17 protein-coding genes are annotated in these 17,608 nt (G+C 73.9%); 6 read left to right on the top strand and 11 right to left on the bottom strand.

Features of this window, described 5'->3' with window-relative positions; all coding sequences use genetic code 11:
• Nucleotides 1–86 precede the first annotated feature (86 nt).
• On the top strand, nt 87–659 hold the full coding sequence (locus tag ACZ55U_RS21180) for a PPA1309 family protein (protein ID WP_465527719.1): 573 nt from the start codon (nt 87–89) through the stop codon (nt 657–659).
• A 111-nt stretch (nt 660–770) separates the two neighbouring features.
• On the opposite strand, the gene ACZ55U_RS21185 is transcribed toward ACZ55U_RS21180, so the two are convergent.
• The 4 genes from ACZ55U_RS21185 to ACZ55U_RS21200 form a co-directional block, all read right to left on the bottom strand.
• Nucleotides 771–1,877 carry a YlbL family protein gene (locus ACZ55U_RS21185; RefSeq protein ID WP_465527721.1) on the bottom strand — a complete coding sequence of 369 codons (1,107 nt, stop codon included), beginning with the start codon at nt 1,875–1,877 and terminating at the stop codon, nt 771–773.
• Nucleotides 1,878–1,920: 43 nt separating this feature from the next.
• Nucleotides 1,921–2,112: a hypothetical protein gene (locus ACZ55U_RS21190; RefSeq protein ID WP_465527723.1), complete on the bottom strand. Its 192-nt coding sequence runs from the start codon at nt 2,110–2,112 to the stop codon at nt 1,921–1,923.
• A gap of 328 nt (nt 2,113–2,440) precedes the next feature.
• Nucleotides 2,441–2,881, bottom strand: coding sequence for a molybdenum cofactor biosynthesis protein MoaE (locus ACZ55U_RS21195; protein ID WP_465527725.1), 441 nt, complete (start codon nt 2,879–2,881; stop codon nt 2,441–2,443).
• 148 nt (nt 2,882–3,029) lie between these two features.
• Entirely contained in the window at nt 3,030–4,178 is a 1,149-nt protein-coding gene (locus ACZ55U_RS21200; RefSeq protein ID WP_465527727.1) for an NAD-dependent epimerase/dehydratase family protein, read from the bottom strand.
• Nucleotides 4,179–4,377: 199 nt separating this feature from the next.
• Here ACZ55U_RS21200 and ACZ55U_RS21205 point away from each other — a divergent pair, with 199 nt between their 5' ends.
• Together ACZ55U_RS21205 and ACZ55U_RS21210 are read left to right on the top strand one after the other, a co-directional pair.
• Nucleotides 4,378–5,928 carry a zinc-dependent metalloprotease gene (locus tag ACZ55U_RS21205; protein ID WP_465527729.1) on the top strand — a complete coding sequence of 517 codons (1,551 nt, stop codon included), beginning with the start codon at nt 4,378–4,380 and terminating at the stop codon, nt 5,926–5,928.
• On the top strand, nt 5,925–6,512 hold the full coding sequence (locus ACZ55U_RS21210) for an NUDIX hydrolase (protein ID WP_465527731.1): 588 nt from the start codon (nt 5,925–5,927) through the stop codon (nt 6,510–6,512). The genes ACZ55U_RS21205 and ACZ55U_RS21210 overlap by 4 nt, the downstream gene beginning before the upstream one ends.
• 145 nt (nt 6,513–6,657) lie before the next feature.
• Here the strand turns inward: ACZ55U_RS21210 and ACZ55U_RS21215 are convergent, their stop codons facing one another.
• On the bottom strand, nt 6,658–7,206 hold the full coding sequence (locus ACZ55U_RS21215; RefSeq protein ID WP_465527733.1) for a M48 metallopeptidase family protein: 549 nt from the start codon (nt 7,204–7,206) through the stop codon (nt 6,658–6,660).
• A gap of 441 nt (nt 7,207–7,647) precedes the next feature.
• On the opposite strand from ACZ55U_RS21215, the gene ACZ55U_RS21220 reads away from it, so the two are divergent.
• Both ACZ55U_RS21220 and ACZ55U_RS21225 read left to right on the top strand, forming a co-directional pair.
• Nucleotides 7,648–8,736, top strand: coding sequence for a TOMM precursor leader peptide-binding protein (locus ACZ55U_RS21220; protein ID WP_465527735.1), 1,089 nt, complete (start codon nt 7,648–7,650; stop codon nt 8,734–8,736).
• 685 nt (nt 8,737–9,421) lie between these two features.
• Nucleotides 9,422–10,921: an ABC1 kinase family protein gene (locus tag ACZ55U_RS21225; RefSeq protein ID WP_465527737.1), complete on the top strand. Its 1,500-nt coding sequence runs from the start codon at nt 9,422–9,424 to the stop codon at nt 10,919–10,921.
• A 131-nt stretch (nt 10,922–11,052) separates the two neighbouring features.
• On the opposite strand, the gene ACZ55U_RS21230 is transcribed toward ACZ55U_RS21225, so the two are convergent.
• The 4 genes from ACZ55U_RS21230 to ACZ55U_RS21245 all read right to left on the bottom strand — a co-directional run bounded on the left by ACZ55U_RS21230 (nt 11,053) and on the right by ACZ55U_RS21245 (nt 14,870).
• Nucleotides 11,053–11,451, bottom strand: a complete 399-nt coding sequence (locus ACZ55U_RS21230) for a hypothetical protein (RefSeq protein ID WP_465527739.1) — start codon at nt 11,449–11,451, stop codon at nt 11,053–11,055.
• Nucleotides 11,448–11,816, bottom strand: coding sequence for a WhiB family transcriptional regulator (locus ACZ55U_RS21235; protein WP_465527741.1), 369 nt, complete (start codon nt 11,814–11,816; stop codon nt 11,448–11,450). Before ACZ55U_RS21235 ends, ACZ55U_RS21230 begins: the two co-directional genes overlap by 4 nt.
• A gap of 167 nt (nt 11,817–11,983) precedes the next feature.
• A complete protein-coding gene (locus ACZ55U_RS21240; RefSeq protein ID WP_465527743.1) occupies nt 11,984–12,430 on the bottom strand; it encodes a hypothetical protein in 447 nt (148 codons plus the stop codon).
• Between the two features lie 271 nt (nt 12,431–12,701).
• Entirely contained in the window at nt 12,702–14,870 is a 2,169-nt protein-coding gene (locus ACZ55U_RS21245; protein ID WP_465527847.1) for an ATP-dependent DNA helicase UvrD2, read from the bottom strand.
• A gap of 266 nt (nt 14,871–15,136) precedes the next feature.
• On the opposite strand from ACZ55U_RS21245, the gene ACZ55U_RS21250 reads away from it, so the two are divergent.
• Nucleotides 15,137–15,394: a mycoredoxin gene (locus tag ACZ55U_RS21250; protein ID WP_465527745.1), complete on the top strand. Its 258-nt coding sequence runs from the start codon at nt 15,137–15,139 to the stop codon at nt 15,392–15,394.
• A gap of 42 nt (nt 15,395–15,436) precedes the next feature.
• Here the strand turns inward: ACZ55U_RS21250 and ACZ55U_RS21255 are convergent, their stop codons facing one another.
• Nucleotides 15,437–16,276 (bottom strand): GntR family transcriptional regulator, encoded by an 840-nt coding sequence (locus ACZ55U_RS21255; protein ID WP_465527747.1) that lies wholly within the window; start codon nt 16,274–16,276, stop codon nt 15,437–15,439.
• A 346-nt stretch (nt 16,277–16,622) separates the two neighbouring features.
• A complete protein-coding gene (gene nudC / locus ACZ55U_RS21260; RefSeq protein ID WP_465527749.1) occupies nt 16,623–17,564 on the bottom strand; it encodes an NAD(+) diphosphatase in 942 nt (313 codons plus the stop codon).
• Between the last annotated feature and the right edge of the window lie 44 nt (nt 17,565–17,608).

The following is a 17,608-nucleotide window of genomic DNA, read 5'->3' on the forward strand; positions in this document are numbered from 1 at the left end:
CCGTCACCCGCCCCGGCCGCCCAGGGCCGCGGCCCCGGGCGGACCGCCCGGCGAGCGCGCCCCGCCCGCCGTGTGAGGATTGAGGCATGTCCGACGCGTCTGATCTCAACAACTCCCCCGACGACGTCTCCAAGCTCCCGGCCGCCACCCCGCTGACCCGGGCCGCGCTGGAGATCGACGAGTACGCCGCCACCCTCGGCTGGGACCTCCCCGCCCGGCTGTTCGCCCTGGTGGACAGCGCCGCCCTGCGCAAGGCCAACCCGAAGATCGCCGAACAGCTCGGCCTCGCCGAGGGCGACGAGAGCGGCCTCACCCCGATCGAGCAGGACGAACTGCCGGCCGGCATGGAACTCGACAAGTTCCTCGGCACCATCGCCTGGCCCGACGCCGTGGCCGGCTGCGCCCTGGTCGTCGAGCGCCTGATGCTGCCGCCGGGCGCCGAGCAGTCCCGCCCGCGCGGCGCCTCCGACGCCCAGCTCGCCGACTGGGTGGCCAACCACCCCGACCGCGAGGAGGTGCGGATCACCGCCGCCGTGCTGCGCGACGGCAAGAAGGAGATCGCCCTGCGGCTGCGCTCCAAGGACGTCGCCCGCGAGGTGCTGACCGGCCCGGACCTGGTGCCCGGCCTGACCGACGCGCTGCTGGCGACCTTCGCGTAGGCCCCGCCGCCGCGGCGGGCCCCGTCATCCGGCCGGGCCCGCTGTCCGACGGGCCGCTGGTCACCCGGCGGCCCCGCTTACCGGGCGGCTCCGTCTACCCGGCGGCTCCGTTTACCCGGCGGCGCAGGACGGCAGCGCGGAGGTCTGCCCGGAGCGGACCTTCTCCAGCGACTTCAGCGCGCCGTCCAGCGTGTCCGCCTTGATCAGGGTCAGCCCGGACGGGACGTTCTTGGTGGCCTCGGCGCAGTTCGAGGACGGGGTGAAGAAGTACTCGGCCCCGGCGTCCCGGGCGGCGATCAGCTTCATCGAGATGCCGCCGATCGGCCCGACCTTGCCGTCGTCGTCGATGGTCCCGGTGCCGGCCACGAACTTGCCGCCGGTGAGGTCGCCGCCCGGGGTCAGCTTGTCGATGATGCCGAGCGAGAACATCAGGCCGGCGCTCGGGCCGCCGACGTCCTGGAGGCCGATGTCGATCTGGAAGGGGTAGGTGTGCCGGATCCCGGTGCCGATGCCCACCACCGCGAGCTCCGCCCGCTCGGCCGGGGCCTTCGGGTCGAGGTCCTTGGCCCGTACGGTCGGGACGGTGACGTCGGTCCTCGTTCCGGGGCTGGCGCCGTCGGCGTCCTTGACCCGCGGCACGACGGTGAAGACCACCGACTCGCCCGGCTTGTGCTTGGTGACGGCGGCGACCACCTGGTCGACCGCGCCGACCGGGGCGCCGTCCACGGCCACGATCTGGTCGCCCGCGTGCAGCCGCCCCTCGGCCGGGGCGCCCGCGGTGACCGACTTCACGATCAGCTCGTCGCCCACCGGGATGCCCAGCTGCTTGAGCGCCGCGGTGCGCGCGCTGTCCTCGGAGGAGGCGAACTCCTCGGCGTTCTGCTTCTTGGCGTCCGCGTCCGACTGCCCCTTCGGGTAGACGTTGTCGTGCGGCACCACCAGCACGTCGTCCCGCAGCCAGCCGACCACCGCGTTGACCAGGCTGGGCTCGTACTTGGCCCCGGTGACCTGGACGGTGGTCATGTTGAGGTGCCCGCTCGTCGGGTACGAGTCGTGCCCGCTGATGCTGATCACCGGCTTCCCGCCCTGGTCGCCGAGCGTGTTGTACGTCGGCCCCGGGCTCATCTCCGTGTACGGCACCTTCATCAGCACCGAGACGCAGAGCAGCGCTATGAGCAGCAGGGTGGCAGCGAGCATCGTCGCGGAGCGGCGTGGCATGCCTCGACAGTACGGGACGGGCGCGACGGGACGCCCGCCGGGCCTACCTGCCGGAGCGCTCGTTCGGAGCGGCGGTGCCGGCGGTGGTGCGCTCCATGGCGGCCATGAAGCGCTGGTGTTCGGCGAGTGAGGCGGGGTCCCCGGCGGCCTTCGGGGCCCGCTGGGCCCACAACGCCCAGAGGCCGGCGGCCACGCCGGCGACACCCGGGATGATCAACCAGGCGAGCGCACCCATAGCAGTACTCCCAGCTCGTCGTGTCTATGAGCAGATTAACCACTCCGGCGGACAACGCGGCCGACGCCGTCCGGGTTACGGGACGGCCGATCGGCTCACTTCCAGGGAGTATTCGGGGCTCCGCCACCGACCCGTTCGAGTGAGACCACGGCGCGCCTGACCCGACGGACGCGCGGGATGTGCGGATCGGTTCCGGCGGATTCCCTCCGGCCGCTCGGTTCCGGCCAACCCGGACGCGGCCGTACCGGTTCCGGTGCGCCGGCCCCGTGCCCGTGTCGGTGCCCGCTGCCCGGTGCCGGTGCCTGGTGCCCGTCTCGCGGCGACCGGGTCAGCAGCCGCCCGCGCCGACCCACTCCTCGGCGCCGTCCGAGAAGACCTGGTGCTTCCAGATCGGCACCTCGCGCTTGAGGTCGTCGATCAGCCGGCGCGCGGCCGCGAAGGCCTCGCCGCGGTGGGCGCAGGAGACGGCGACGATCACCGCCTTGTCGGAGATCTCCAGCCGGCCCACCCGGTGGACCGCGGCGAGCGCCCTGACGGGGAAGTCCGCGGCCACCTTCTCCGCGATCCGGCGCATCTCCCGCTCCGCACTGGGGTGGCAGCTGTACTCCAGCGCGGAGACCGACTTGCCGCCGTCGTGGTCCCGGACCGTCCCGACGAAGACGGTGGTGCCGCCGGCCGCGTCGTCGCCGACCGCCTCGTACACCTCGTCCAGCGACAGCGGGGTGTCACGGATGGCGAGCAGGCGGATGGGGTCGTGGTTCTCGGACATGGCCCCATGATTCCCCATCCGGGACGGTGGGCGGCAAACGCCTTCCGCACCATGCCGCCGGGCTCCCCTTCCCCGCACGGCGCCTCTCGCCCCGCCTCGCCTCGCGGGAGTCGAGCGCCCCGCCGCCGGCGGCCGGTTCCCCGGACGCTCAGAACCTCCGCCGCTTGCGGGCCCGGCGCACCAGCGCCGCCGTCCCGACCAGCGCCACCGTCGCCCCGGCCGCGCCCAGGCTGGTCGCCGCCTCCTTGCCGCCCAGCCGCCGCCCGGCCACCGCGTGCTTGCCGGACACCTGCTCCAGCAGCTCCGCCAGCACCTGCTCGTTGGTGTGCTCCGGGCGCCAGCCCGCCTCGTGCAGCCGGCTGCCGGACACCACCCACGGGTACATCGTGTACGCCAGGTCCCCGGCCGGGGCCGGGGTCAGGCCCAGCCGGTGCAGCCGCGCCGCCGTCCCGAGCGCCAGTGAGGCCGGCAGCTCCATCCGCCGGATCCCGGACAGCCGCTCGACGTCCTCCTGTTCCAGCCAGCCGTCGCAGCCGACCGTCACCTCGCCCTCGACCAGCCCCAGCGCCGCGTACTCCAGCGCCGCCGCCAGGTCGTCCACGTGACAGAACTGCCAGCAGGGCCGGGATCCCGCCACCACCAGCAGCCGGGGCGCCTCGAAGTGCCGGGTCAGCACGGTGTCCACGCCCGGGCCCACCACCACGGCCGGACGCAGCACCGTCACCTGGAGGCCCGGGTGGGCGCGCGGCGCCCGGCGGGCCAGCCGCTCGATCTCCAGCAGGTCCCCGACCAGCGAGGCCTCCTCGGTGGCCCGCAGCTCGGAGTCCTCGGCCAGCGGCACCTCGTTGTCGGCCAGCGCGCCGTAGACCATCGCCGAGGTGCACAGCACCACCCGGTGCACCCCGGCGGCCGCCGCCGCGGTCAGCACGGTCTGGGCGCCGCGCACGTTGTAGGCGCTGCGGGCCCGGGGGTCGGACTCCATCCCGAAGTCCATCGCCAGGTGCACCACCACGTCGACCCCGGCCAGCCGCTCGGCCACCGCAGGGTCCCGCACGTCGAGCACCCGCCACTGCACCCCGGGGACCTCACCGCGCCGGTCGTCCACGGCGAGGACCCTGCGCACGTACGGGGAGGCCACCAGCCGGGCGGCGACGCGCTCGCCCAGCACGCCTGCGGCGCCGGTGACCGCCACGGTCAGCGGCCGTCCGCCGTAGGCTGGAGACGGTGACGCCGTGGTGTCCGACGCGTCCTCTCCTCCGGTCAGCCCAGAGCGAACGTCCGAGGGCGGGGAACTCACCGGCCATCCTCCACGGTTAGCTTTATGTGCGTACGGACGTGTGTCACGTACGTCCATCCTGCCCGAGGCGAAGGCCCGGCGGTGCACCCGGCGCGGGCCTGCCGCGCGGGAGCCGCCCCCGAGTCCCCCACTCCGCCGCCGCCCCGGGCGCAGATTTTTCCGCCACACCCGTATGACGGCCGACCGGATCGAGGACCCCGTGAGCGACCTTCCCTTCGGATTCGGCGTTCCGCCCGAGGAGCCCGAGGACGGCAAGGCCAAGCCCGACGACGCCCAGAAGAAGAAGGACCAGGACCCGGCCGGCGGCCAGCAGCCGTTCGGCTTCGGGGGCGGCAACCCCTTCGGCGCGATCTTCGGCATGCCCGGCGCCCCGGGCGGCCCCGGCGGCGCCGGCGCCGACAACCCCTTCGCCGCGATGTTCGGCGGCATGAACCCCGGTGACCTCGGCGCCGCGTTCCAGCAGCTCGGCCAGATGCTCTCGTTCGAGGGCGGCCCGGTGAACTGGGACCTCGCCACCAACATCGCCCGCCAGACCGTGGTCGCCGAGCCCGCCGAGGGCAAGAGCAAGGACCGCTCGGTCAGCGCCGCCGAGCGCTCCGCCGTCGCCGAGGCCGTCCGCCTGGCCGACCTGTGGCTCGACGGCTCCACCGAGTTCCCCTCCGGCGCCGGCACCGCCGTCGCCTGGAGCCGGGCCGAGTGGATCGAGGCCACCCTCCCGGTCTGGAAGGACCTGGTGGACCCGGTCGCCGAACGGGTCGGCAACGCCATGGGCGGCGTCCTGCCCGAGGAGATGCAGGCCATGGCCGGCCCGCTGATGGGCGTGATGCGCTCGATGGGCGGCGCCATGTTCGGCACCCAGATCGGCCAGGCGCTCGGCGCGCTCGCCGCCGAGGTGGTCGGCTCCAGCGACGTCGGCCTGCCGCTCGCCCCGGCCGGCAAGGCGGCGCTGCTGCCGCAGAACGTCGCCGAGTTCGGCGAGGGCCTGAACGTTCCTGCGGACGAGGTCCGCCTCTACCTCGCCCTGCGCGAAGCCGCCCACCAGCGGCTCTTCGCCCACGTGCCGTGGCTGCGCGCCCATCTGCTGGGCTCCGTCGAGGCCTACGCCCGCGGCATCAAGGTCGACACCTCCCGGATGGAGGAGCTGGTCGGCCAGCTCGACCCGAGCAACCCGGAGGCCCTCCAGGAGGCGCTGGCCGGCGGCCTGCTCCAGCCCGAGGACACCCCCGAGCAGAAGGCCGCGCTCGCCCGCCTGGAGACCGCGCTCGCACTGGTCGAGGGCTGGGTCGACGCCGTCGTGCACGCCGCCGCCGAGCCGCACCTGCCCCAGTCGGGCGCGCTGCGCGAGACCGTCCGCCGCCGCCGCGCGGCCGGCGGGCCCGCCGAGCAGACGTTCGCCACCCTGGTCGGGCTGGAGCTGCGCCCGCGCCGGCTGCGCGACGCCTCCCGGCTCTGGGCGCTGCTCGCCGACGCCCGCGGCATCGAGGGCCGCGACGCGCTCTGGGAGCACCCGGACATGCTGCCCACCGCCGCGGACCTGGACGACCCGGACGCCTTCGTGCACCGGGGCTCCGCCGACGGTCTGGAGGGCGGCATCGACTTCGACGCGTTCGACAAGCTGCTCGGCGAGGCCGCGGCCGGCAGGCCTGACCTCAGGAAGCCCGACCCGGGCAAGGAGGGCCTCGGCCAGGAGGAGCGGCCGAAGACCGACGAGGACGGCGGCACCGACGGAAAGGGCGAGCCCACCGCATGACGGCCACCGACACGCCCGCCGCCACCCTGCACGCGGACGCCGTCCGCACGCTGTCCGGGTGGCGGCCCGCCGACGAGGACCAGGACCGGCTGCGGCTGGACTACCTGGAGCACCTCGCCGCGCAGCCCGAGGGCCTCTACCGCTCCTGCCTGCCCGCCCACATCACCGCGAGCGCGGCGGTCGTCGACCCGGCGGCCGGGCGGGTGCTGCTCACCCTGCACCCCAAGGTCGGCATGTGGCTCCAGATGGGCGGGCACTGCGAGCCCGGCGACCGCGACCTCGCCTCCGCCGCGCTGCGCGAGGCCGTCGAGGAGTCCGGCATCCCCGACCTGGTGCTGCTGGAGGCGGACGGCGGCCCGGTGCCCGCCAAGCTGGACCGGCACCTGGTGCGCTGCACCGGCAAGGACCGGCCGGAGAACACCCACCTGGACGTCCAGTACATCGCGCTGGCCCCGGCCGGCGCGCAGGCGCTGATCAGCGAGGAGTCGCTGGACCTGCGCTGGTTCGACTACGACCGGCTGCCGGAGCTCACCGACCACTCGGTGCGCGACCTGGTGGCCCGGGCGAGGCAGCTGACCGGCTGAGGTGTGGCACGGGGAAGGGGCGCGGACCGACATGGTCCGCGCCCCTTCCCGTTGCGCCCCCGATCGGCCCGTCCCTCCCCCGGTCCCGGTCCGCCTCCGTCCCGGCCCCGTTCCGCCCCGGCCTCAGCCTCGTGCCGTTCCGTCCTCAGCCGCAGGAGGCGGCCTGGTCCGCCCCGGTCGGGCCCGGGCCCGCGTGCCGCGCGCCGGGGATGTGCGGCAGCCGGCCGGCGGACACCACGCCCTCCAGGTAGCCGCGGGCCCGCTCGGTCCGCGGGTAGGCCTCCAGCAGGGCCCAGAACGCCGGCCCGTGGTCCGGCACCAGCAGGTGCGCCAGCTCGTGCAGCAGCACGTAGTCCAGCACGTACTCGGGCATGCCCTGAAGACGGTGGGAGAGGCGGATCGTCCCCTCGCTCGGGGTGCAGGAGCCCCAGCGGGAATTCTGGTTGGTGACCCAGCGGACCTGGCTGGGCCGGGCACGATCGCCCAGGTAGGCGGCCGACAGCTCGCGGGCCCGGGTCATCAGGGCCTCGTCCCCGGGGATCCTCCGGGACTCCTGGGCGGCGAGCTTCTCCAGCATCTGCGTGACCCAGCGCTGTTCCTCGGCGTGCGACATCCGGGCCGGGATCAGCACGACGGTGCGGTCGCCCTCGCGGTAGGCGGAGACGGTACGGCTGCGGCGGGCACTGCGGCGCACCTCGACCCGGCTGCGGTCGTGCGCCTCGGGCGCAACGGCGCCGGGCGGTGGCTGCGGCGGCGCCGGTCTCGGCTGCTGCCGCTGGTCCGGGCGGCCGCGCGTGTTCGGCGCCGCGACCTGCGACCCGGACGCCGCACGGGCACGCCGACGCGACGCCGGTGGATGGGAGTCCCGCTCGGCTGCCATGGCACACGACGTTACCGGCTACCCAGGACAGAAGTCCGCTGCCATGGCCGGAATCTTTCATGGAATGATCGGGAACGGAAAGTCGACGGCGGGTGTCCGGAAAGCGGCGCCGGAGAGGATGGCCGGTTATCCACAGGGTGTGCAAACCGATGGTCTGATCATGCGGGCAGGCCTGTGGATAACTTTCCGCACCGCCTCCCCACGATGGGGCATGCTGCGGTCAGCCGTCCGGAAACGATCCGAAGGGAGATCGTCGTGCGCCTCGCCCTCAAGCCCGCGCTGTCCCGCAGCTGGCGGGACTCCGCAACTTTGCAGTTCGGCACCGTCACCCGCTTCGCCGGGGTGCTCGGCAACGCCGACAAGACCCTCTGCGACTTCCTCGCGCTGCTCGACGGGACGCGCGACCGGCCGGAGCTCCTGGACGAGGGCGAACGCATCGGGCTCGGCCGCGAACCGGCCGACGCCCTGCTCACCGGCCTGGAGGAGACCGGCCTGCTGGACGACGCGGCCGCGGCCACCCGGGCCCTGGCCCGCTACCCCGATCCGCACCGGGACCTGCTCGGCCCCGACCTCGCCTCGCTCTCCCTGGTCCACTCCGGACCGGGCGCGGCGCCGGCGATCCTGGGCCGCCGGGCCGACACGCGGATCGAGGTGCGCGGCGCGGGCCGGGTCGGCGCCGCCGTGGCCGCGGTGCTCTCCGCCGGCGGCACCGGCACGGTCACCGTCGCGGACAGCGGCCGGGTCAAGCCCGACGACTGCTCGCCCGCGGGGCTGCCGGCCGCGGACATCGGGCGGCTGCGCTCGACGGCCGCGCGGGAGGCGGTGCAACGGGCCGCGGGCCGCAAGCCGGTGCCACTGCCACGGCACAAGCCCGACGGCCATCCACCGGACTTCGTGGTCCTCGCGCCGCGGGACGGCAGCGCCGCCTTCGCCGGCGGGACGTACGAGGCCCGGCTGCTGCTCCGGGCCGGGGTGCCGCACCTGTACGTGGGCGTGGTCGAGGAGTTCGGCGTCATCGGTCCGCTGGTGATCCCGGGGATGTCGGCCTGCGGGCACTGCCTGGTGCTGCGGCGGGAGGACGAGGACGAGGCCTGGCCACGGGTCCTGGCCCAGCTGGCCGACGGCGGCCCGGGGCGCGCCCGGACACCGGCCTGCGACACGGCCCTGGCGACGGCGGTCGCCGGCCTGGCGGCCCTGCACGTCCAGGTCTACCTGGACGGCGGCCGGCCGCCGAGCGTCGACGGGTACTGCGAAGTCTCGGCGCGGGACGGGATGTTCCGGCGGCTTCGGCTTCGCGGACATCCGGACTGCGGGTGTCTGTGGCAGCCACTGCCACCGGCGTGAGGAGGTGAGGGCGGACGACGGGAGGAGGGAGGACACAGGACGGAGGGTCGTCCCCGGGCGCGGGCCCGGCGGCTGCGAGGCTCGGCAGCCGCCGTACCCGGCCCCGGGACGGCCCAGGACGACCCGAGCGGGCGCCCGGCCGTGCGAGCCTGCGGCCGGTGAGCCGCCGACCGTACGAGCCGACGGTCGACGGCGGCAGCGGAAGCCCGCTCGACGGGCCCGCCCCCGCACGGGGCGGCGCGCGGGCCGAGGGCCGGGGCCGAGGCGCGGGACGGGCGATGCGGCATGGCCGCAGGGCCGGGACCGGGGTTCGGGTTCGGGGTCGGGGTCAGGGAATCGGGGCCCAGGGTGCGTGGGACGGGTGAGAGGTGGGTGTGGGCGGAGGGTGAGGTGGGTGTGGGCGGAGGGTGAGGTGGGTGGGCGGGAGGGGGAGGGGGGAGGGGGCCCCGGGGAAGCGAGCACCACCGCACCGCGCAGGAAGTCGGCCCCGCCGACTTCCTGCGCAGACCCTCCCCAAAGCCCACCCCCCACCCCCACCGGACCAAGCCTCCCAACTCCCCCCAAAAAGCACCGCGCTCCCGACCGCGCCCAGCCGAATTCCGCCAGGCAGGAGACGGCGAGCGGGCACAATGGCGTAGAGATGGTCGGCCGTCCGGAATCGGGGGGCCAGGGAATGGAGGCCCGGGTGAGCGATCTTCCGCGCAAGGCAGTGACCCGCACGGCACGGCTCGCCGCCCTGCCGCTGGGGATAGCCGGTCGCGCCACGCTCGGCCTGGGCAAGCGCATCGGCGGCCGCTCCGCCGAGGTGGTCACCGCCGAGCTCCAACAGGCCACCGCCGACCAGCTGTTCAAGGTCCTCGGTGAACTCAAGGGCGGGGCGATGAAGTTCGGGCAGGTGCTGTCCGTCTTCGAGGCCGCGCTCCCCGAGGAGGTCGCCGGGCCGTACCGGGCGGCGCTCACCAAGCTCCAGGACGCCGCTCCCCCGATGCCGGCCGCCAAGGTGCACACCGCGCTCGCCCAGCGGCTCGGCGACGACTGGCGCGAGCTGTTCCGCCAGTTCGACGACCGGCCCGCCGCCGCCGCTTCGATCGGCCAGGTGCACCGGGCGGTGTGGCACGACGGCCGCGAGGTCGCCGTCAAGGTGCAGTACCCGGGTGCGGGTGACGCGCTGCTCGCGGACCTCTCACAGTTGAGCCGGGTGGCCTGGCTGCTGGGCCCGTTGATCCCGGGGCTGGACATCAAGCCGTTGATCACCGAGCTGCGCGAGCGCGTCTCGGAGGAGCTGGACTACGAGTTGGAGGCGCAGGCCCAGCGCCGGCACGCCGAGGAGTTCGCGGGCGACCCGGACATCGTGGTGCCGCGCGTGGTGGCCCAGGCCGACCAGGTGCTGGTCACCGAATGGATGGGCGGCACCCCGCTGGCCGAGGTGATCGTGGGCGGCACCCAGGAGGAGCGCGACCGCGCCGGGCAGTTGCTGGCCCGGTTCCTGTTCGCCGGCCCGTCCCGCACCGGCCTGCTGCACGCGGACCCGCACCCGGGCAACTTCCGGCTGCTGAAGGACGACGGCCCGGTGTCGGGCTGGCGGCTGGGCGTGCTGGACTTCGGCACCGTGGACCGGCTTCCGGGCGGGTTGCCCGCGCCGATCGGCGCCTCGCTGCGGATGGCGCTGGCCGGGGACGCGGCGGGGGTGCTCCGGATGCTGCGCGACGAGGGCTTCGTGAAGCCCTCGATCCGGCTGGACCCGGACGCGGTGCTGGACTACCTGCTGCCGATCATCGAGCCGGCGGCGGTGGAGAACTTCCACTTCACCCGCGCCTGGATGCGTGCCCAGGCGGCCCGGATCGCCGATCCGCGCTCGCCCGCCTACAACCTGGGCAAGCAGCTGAACCTGCCGCCCGCGTACCTGCTGATCCACCGGGTGACGCTGAGCACCATCGGGGTGCTCTGCCAGCTGAGCGCCAAGGCTCCCTTCCGCGCGGAGATGCTGGAGTGGCTGCCCGAGTTCGCCGAGCAGCCACCCGTGAAGCCCACGGAGCCCGTGCAACCCACGAAGCCCACGAAGCCCACGAACGCGAAGACGACCGAGCCCGCAGAGCCCACGGAGACCACCAGGCTCGCGAAGCCGGCCAGGCAGCCCCGCCCGGCCCGCGAGGGCACCGAGCCCGCCCGGGCCCGCAAGGACTGAGGCGGCCCGACCGCACCACCGCCGCAACGACCGCAGGCCGCTCCCCACCAAGGGGAGCGGCCTGCGGCACGACGAAGGTCGGACCGGAGTCCGGCGGGGCGGGCACGGCCCACGCCCTGCGGCCGGGCGCCTTACATCAGCGCCACGGCGAGCGCCTTGCGCGCCCGCAGCGAGGCCCGCTCGGCCCGCTGCTTGAGCTTGCGGGCACGGACAATCCGGCCGACGAGGCGTTGGTTCTCGGCCTCGTGCATCCTGTCTTGCATATGGGCACGGGCCAGGGATTCGTGGAGAAGTTGCATCTCAAGGATCCTGTTCTGGGTCTGACGTTCGGTGGCCTGCTCGGCGCGGGCGGTGGGATCGACGGCGGCGGGGTTCATGTCGTGGTCCTGCTCGTGGTGCGTGCTCGGGAACGGGATGCTGGCTGCGGCGTCGGCCTTGGCGGCGGCGATCCGCACGGAGCGGCGGAGGGCGCTGTCCAGCGGGGGCTGCTCTCCCCGACGGACGGCCCTGGCCTCGTGGGCGGGGTTCACGCCATGACCTCGGTCTTGCGCGGACGGCCACGGGGACGCTTGCGGGCCACGACGACGCCCTGGACGAACAGCTCGCCACCCCAGACGCCCCACGGCTCACGCCGCTCCAGGGCGCCGGCCAGGCAGGCGTCCTTCACCGGGCAGGTGCCGCAGAGGGACTTCGCGTACTCGACGTCGGCGGGCGTCTCGGCGAAGAAGACCTCGGGGTCGAAGGCGCGGCAGGGGATGGGGAGACCGAGGGACTCGGCCTGCTCGATCGAGCTGAGCTGCATGGAAAGAACCTCCGGAGGGTCGGCCTGGTCGGCCGTGGTGATCTGGCTTGTCGGCGGTACGGACGGGGTGGGCGGTGTGATGACCGTGGACACTGTGGGCGTCTTCCTCGTCTTCTCAGTGGTTCCGGCCCAGCGGACTGGTGGTGCTGGGCCGGAGGCCCCGGAGGGCCTGGGTGGTCTTGCGTACCGGACAAAACAGAAGGGCCGCGGATCCCGGTGTGACGGGTTCCGCGGCCCTGGAGGTGCCGACCTGAGGATGCTCAGGTTCGTTCTCTCCAGGGTTCAGGGCCGCGGAAGGCCTGCATCCGGATGGCCTTGGCGCCCGCGAAGGCGGCCATGGCCTGGTTAATCTGCTGCTCGTTCTGCTTCGGGGCGTTTCCGGCACCGACGACCTGCGCATAGCCGCCATGCATGGCGGCGGCTACTGCTGCCTTCGGTGCCTGGGTCGGTCGCTCGTCGCGCACGGGACGCGACGTGCCGACCGACGCCCAATCACGGGACAGACCGGTCTCGACAAAGGTCCCCTCGACGCTTCCACTGCCCGTGCAGCACAGGTCAGTCTGACCAAGGCCACTGACAACGGAGACGACGCGGACACCGGTGGTGTCGAGACCCAGACCGGTTCCACCGAGTTCGGCGAGCGCCCGCAGACGGGCGGCACGCAGGGAGGCAGCGACAACGGTCTGGCCAGTCATTTTGGTGATCATGATGTTTCCCACTGTCTTCGCCTCCTCTCGGCGTCTCGCGGAGCCTGGTCTCCCTGGCTCCGAATGTTCGGATGTCTGTCTCGGTAAAGCTCTCGGACGAGGGGCATCCGCACAGGTTTCACCCCGTGCGACCGCGTCCCCTTGACCGCTCCGGCAGGCTATTGCGCTCCCGGTACGCGGCGCAAACTATTTTTCACGCGAGTTCTTCGGCACGTCACACGACGGGTTCCGTAGCCGCCCGAGCGGCCTCCCCGACCGCACCCGGACCGGCTCAGGCCGGATCGACCGGGCCGCCGTCCTCGACGTCGTCCGGATCCTCTTCGGGTTCCTCCCCCGCGCACAACGAGAGCACGTCGGCCCCGTACTTGTCCAGCTTCATGGCGCCGACCCCGGAGATGACGGCCAGCTCCTGGCGGTTGGCGGGCACGTCCTCGGCGATCGCCATCAGCGTCGCGTCGGTGAACACCACGTAGGCCGGCACGCCCTGCTTCTTCGCCTGCCGGGCCCGCCACTCGCGCATCCGCTCGTACAGCCCCTCGTCCATCGTGGACGGGCAGCTCTCGCAGCGGCGCAGCTTGCGCTCGACGGCCTCGGTGAGCACCTTCTCGCAGACCCGGCACTTGACCGGTCCGCGGACCCGCCGTGCGGCAGAGCGCTCGCCGGGCTCGACGCCCCCTCTGCCGCCTCGCGCGCCGGTGCGCGCGCCCGGTACGGCGGAGCCGGGGCGCAGCCCGTCCAGGAAGCGGCTGGGCTTGCGGGAGGCGCGGCCGCCCGGGGAGCGGGAGAGGGCCCAGGAGAGGGTGAGGTGCTTGCGGGCGCGGGTGACGCCGACGTAGAGGAGGCGGCGCTCCTCCTCGATCTGTTCGTCGGTCTTGGCGTAGATGATCGGCAGGGTGCCCTCGGTGAGGCCGACGAGGAAGACGGCGTCCCATTCGAGGCCCTTGGCGGCGTGCAGGGAGGCGAGGGTGACGCCTTCGACGGCCGGGGCGTGCTGGGCGGCGGCGCGGGCGTCGAGTTCGGCGACGTAGTCGGCGAGGGCGGTGCTCTGGCCGGCCGCGGCGCGGGTGCGTTCGAACTCCTCGGCCAGCCGGACGAGGGCGGCGAGCGACTCCCAGCGGTCGCGGACGGCGCCGGAGCCGGCCGGGGGCTCGGGGGTGAAGCCGCGGGCGGCCAGGACGGCGCGGACCTGGCCGGCGAGGTCGGGGGCGCCGTCGGTGAGCGGGTCGGAGCCGGCCCGGGCGGCGCCGCGCAGCAGGACGCCGGCGTCGCGGACCTCGGGGCGTTCGAAGAACCGTTCCGCGCCCTTGAGCTGGTACGGGACGCCGAGGTCGGCGAGGGCCTGTTCGTAGACCTCGGACTGGCCGTTGGTGCGGAACAGCACGGCGATCTCGCTGGCGCGCACCCCGGCGGCGAGCAGTTCCCTGATCCGGCGGCCGGTGGTCTCGGCCTCGGTGGGCTCGTCCTCGTACTCGGTGTAGACGGGCTCGGGGCCGGCCTCGCGCTGGGAGACCAGTTCGAGGCGGTGCCGGGCGGCCTCGCCGCGGGCCTGGGCGAGCAGTCCGTTGGCGAGGTGGACGACCTGGGGGGTGGAGCGGTAGTCGCGGACCAGTTTGACCACCGTCGCCTGCGGGTGGCGGCCGCGGAAGCCGAGCAGGTAGTCGGGGGTGGCGCCGGTGAAGGAGTAGATGGTCTGGCTGGCGTCGCCGACGACGCACAGGCTGGCGCCGCCGTCGGGGCCGGTCCACTGGTCGAGCAGGCGCTGCTGGAGGGGGGAGACGTCCTGGTACTCGTCGACGGTGAAGTGCCGGTACTGGGAGCGGACCTGGTCGGCGATGTCCGGGCGGTCCTCCAGGATCGCGGCGGTGAGCAGCAGGACGTCCTCGAAGTCGATGCTGCCGCGGCGGCTCTTGGTCTCCTCGTAGACGCGGTAGACCTGGGCGGTCTCGGCCGGGTCGCGGGGGGCGTCGCGGCCGGACTTGGCGACGGCGGCGGGGTAGTCCTCGGGGGCGGTCTGGGTGACCTTGGCCCACTCGATCTCGGCGGTGAGGTCGCGCAGTTCGGTGCGCTGGACGCGCAGGCCGCAGCGGCCGGCGGCTTCGGCGACCAGTTGGACCTTGCGTTCGAGGAGTTGCGGGACGGGGCCGCCGACGGCGCGGGGCCAGAAGTACTGGAGCTGGCGCAGTGCGGCGGCGTGGAAGGTGCGGGCCTGGACGCCGTCGGCGCCGAGTTGGCGCAGCCGGCCGCGCATCTCGCCGGCGGCGCGGGCGGTGAAGGTGACGGCGAGGACCTGCTGGGGGTGGTAGACGCCGCTGCGCACGCCGTAGGCGATCCGGTGGGTGATGGCGCGGGTCTTGCCGGTGCCGGCGCCGGCGAGGACGCAGACGGGGCCGTGCAGGGCGGTGGCGACGGCGCGCTGTTCGGGGTCGAGCCCGGCGAGCACGGCGTCGGGGCCGGTGGCGGCGCCGGGGTCGGCCCAGGGGGAGCCGGCGTGGGTGCCGTCGTGGAGGCTGCCGCTCAAGAGGTCTTCCTGCATGCGTTCCATCCTCTCAGCCCGGTGGGACAACCCGGGCGGAGTTGTCCACAGGCCGGGTGTGATCGCAGGATGATCACTCCGCGCGACGGTCGTCGGCGTGACGGAATGTCCGGCGCCCGGCGGGCGTTGCCTCCGGTGACCGTACGCATCCTCTTTCCGAAGGAGCCCCCTCGATGTCCGGCACCGTGACGATGTACAGCACGACCTGGTGTGGGTACTGCAACCGCCTCAAGAGCCAGCTGGACCGTGAAGGCATCGGCTACACCGAGATCAACATCGAGGAGGACCCGGCGTCGGCGTCCTTCGTCGAGTCGGTGAACGACGGCAACCAGACCGTCCCGACGGTGCTGGTGACGCCGGCGAGCGGTGGCGAGCAGGTCGTGATGACCAACCCGAGCCTGATCCAGGTCAAGAAGGCGCTGGCGGCCTGAGTCCGCTCGGCCGGGCACGGGTCCGTCCGGGGCCGGCGCGCGTCACGGCGCGTCGGCCCGGGCGGGGTCGACGGGCGCGGCGGGGGCGGGCAGGGTGGTGCGCGCGCCGAGGTCGCCGACGCCGTAGACGAGCCGGCTGCGGTCGGCCGAGTAGCGGGTCTCGATGACCCGGACGGGTCCGCGCCGGTCGTAGGTGACGCGGGTCTGGACCATGAGCGGCACGCCGGGGCCGCCCTGGAACCACTGGGCCTCCTCGGGGCCGGGCATGCGTGCGACCAGGTGGTCGACGGCGCCGATCTCGGTGCGTCCGAGGGTGGCGAGCACCGCCTCGTCGCCGCCTTCGACGGGGTCGGGTTCCATCAGCGGGGTGCCGGCGGCGAGGCCGGCCCGGTAGTGGCTCTCCTCGATGGAGTACGGCTCGCGGTCGAGCAGGCGCAGCTGGCGGCGGACGACGATGGCCTCGCCGGGGCGCAGTCCGAGGCGCTCGGCGATGTCCACCCGGGCCCGGACGATCATCATCTCGAAGTCGGTGCTGAGTTCCCGCCCGGCTTCGGCGGCCTCGCCGAGGTAGCCGGCGGAGGGTGCGGCGAGGCAGTCGCGGGGGGACGGGGGCAGGGTGGGCCCGTAGGCGTGGTGGTCCAGGACGGGGTGTTCGCGCAGGTAGGTGCCCTTGCCCTGGAGGCGGACCAGGCGGCCTTCGTTGACCAGGACGTCGACGGCGAGCCGGACGGTGTTGCGGGCGACGCCGTACTGGCGCTCCAGTTCGCTCTCGACCGGCAGGGCGGCGTCGGCGGTGAACTCGCCTTCGGCGATCCGGCGGCGCAGGTCGGCGGCGAGGCGCTGGTATTTGGGGGATTGGGCGGTGCCCCGGGGGATTGTCACCCTGGTGAATGTAGCGAGCGCGGGGAGGGGGTTTCAGCCGTTTCCGGCAATATCGTCCGTGCGGGTTGGTCGTGCGCCCCCGGACCCGATACCCGGTAGCAGAACTGGCCCGTCCGAACACGAACAGACGGGCGCGAGGAATTCCGGAAGGGCTTGGAAAGGGAAAAGGGGGCGCATGGAATTGACCACGCGCCCCCCGTGTGGGCCCTTGACGAGGCGTCTTTACCGCAGGACCACCGGACCGCAGGACCGTAGAACCACCTGACCGCGGAACCACCGGACGACGGGACCACGGGACCGCAGGACCACCGGACGACGGAACCACCGGACGACGGGACCGCCCGGACTACCAGCGCGCCGCCGAGGGCAGCGGCTCCCCGTACCAGAGCTCGACCAGGTGCCGGGCGATCGAGATGCCCGACGGCGGCAGGATCTCCCCCGCCTCCATCCCGGCCCGCAGCTCCTCGCGGGAGAACCAGCGCGCCTCGGCCAGCTCCTCGCCGTCCACGGTGATCTCGGTGCCGCCGGGCAGCGCCCTGCCCTGGAAGCCGAGCATCAGGCTGGACGGGAACGGCCAGGGCTGGCTGGCGACGTAGCGCACCTCGCCGACCCGGACGCCCGCCTCCTCGTGCACCTCGCGGGCCACCGCCTGCTCGATCGACTCCCCCGGCTCGACGAAGCCGGCCAACGTCGACCAGCGGCCCTCCGGCCACAGCGCCTGGCGGCCGAGCAGGCAGCGGTCCTGCTCATCGGTGATCACCATGATCACCGCCGGGTCGGTGCGGGGGTAGTGCTCGGCCGCGCAGGAGGTGCAGCGCCGCACGTGCCCGGCCCCGGCCTTCTCGGTCGGGTGCCCGCAGCGCGAGCAGAAGCTGTGCAGCCGGTGCCAGTGCTCCAGCGCCACCGCGTGCACCAGCAGCCCGGCGTCCCGGTCGGACAGCAGTCCGCCGACCTCGCGCAGCCCGGCCGGACGGGCGTCGCCGTCCAGGCGCCCGGGCAGGCTCTCGCCGGCCAGCGCGAAGTAGGAGACGCCGTCCTCGTCGGTGCCGAGGAAGTACCGGTCCCCGGTCTGCGGCGCCTCGAAGGAGGGCAGCAGCACGAGTTCGGTGCCCTGCGCGGTGTCGACCACGAACGCCTCGCCGCCGGCGATCGGCAGGACCCGGGTGCTCGGGTGGCTCCAGGCGGCCGCCAGCCACGGCTCGTCGAACCGGTGCTCGGCCGCCCGGTCGACCCCGGACCGGGCCAGTGCCAGGTGCAGCGGGCGCTCGGTCTCAGGCACGGTGCTCACGTCTGTTCCATCCCCACGTGGTGAATCATCCGGATGAGTGATCT

The sequence above is a fragment of the Kitasatospora sp. NPDC034533 genome (assembly GCF_055575155.1).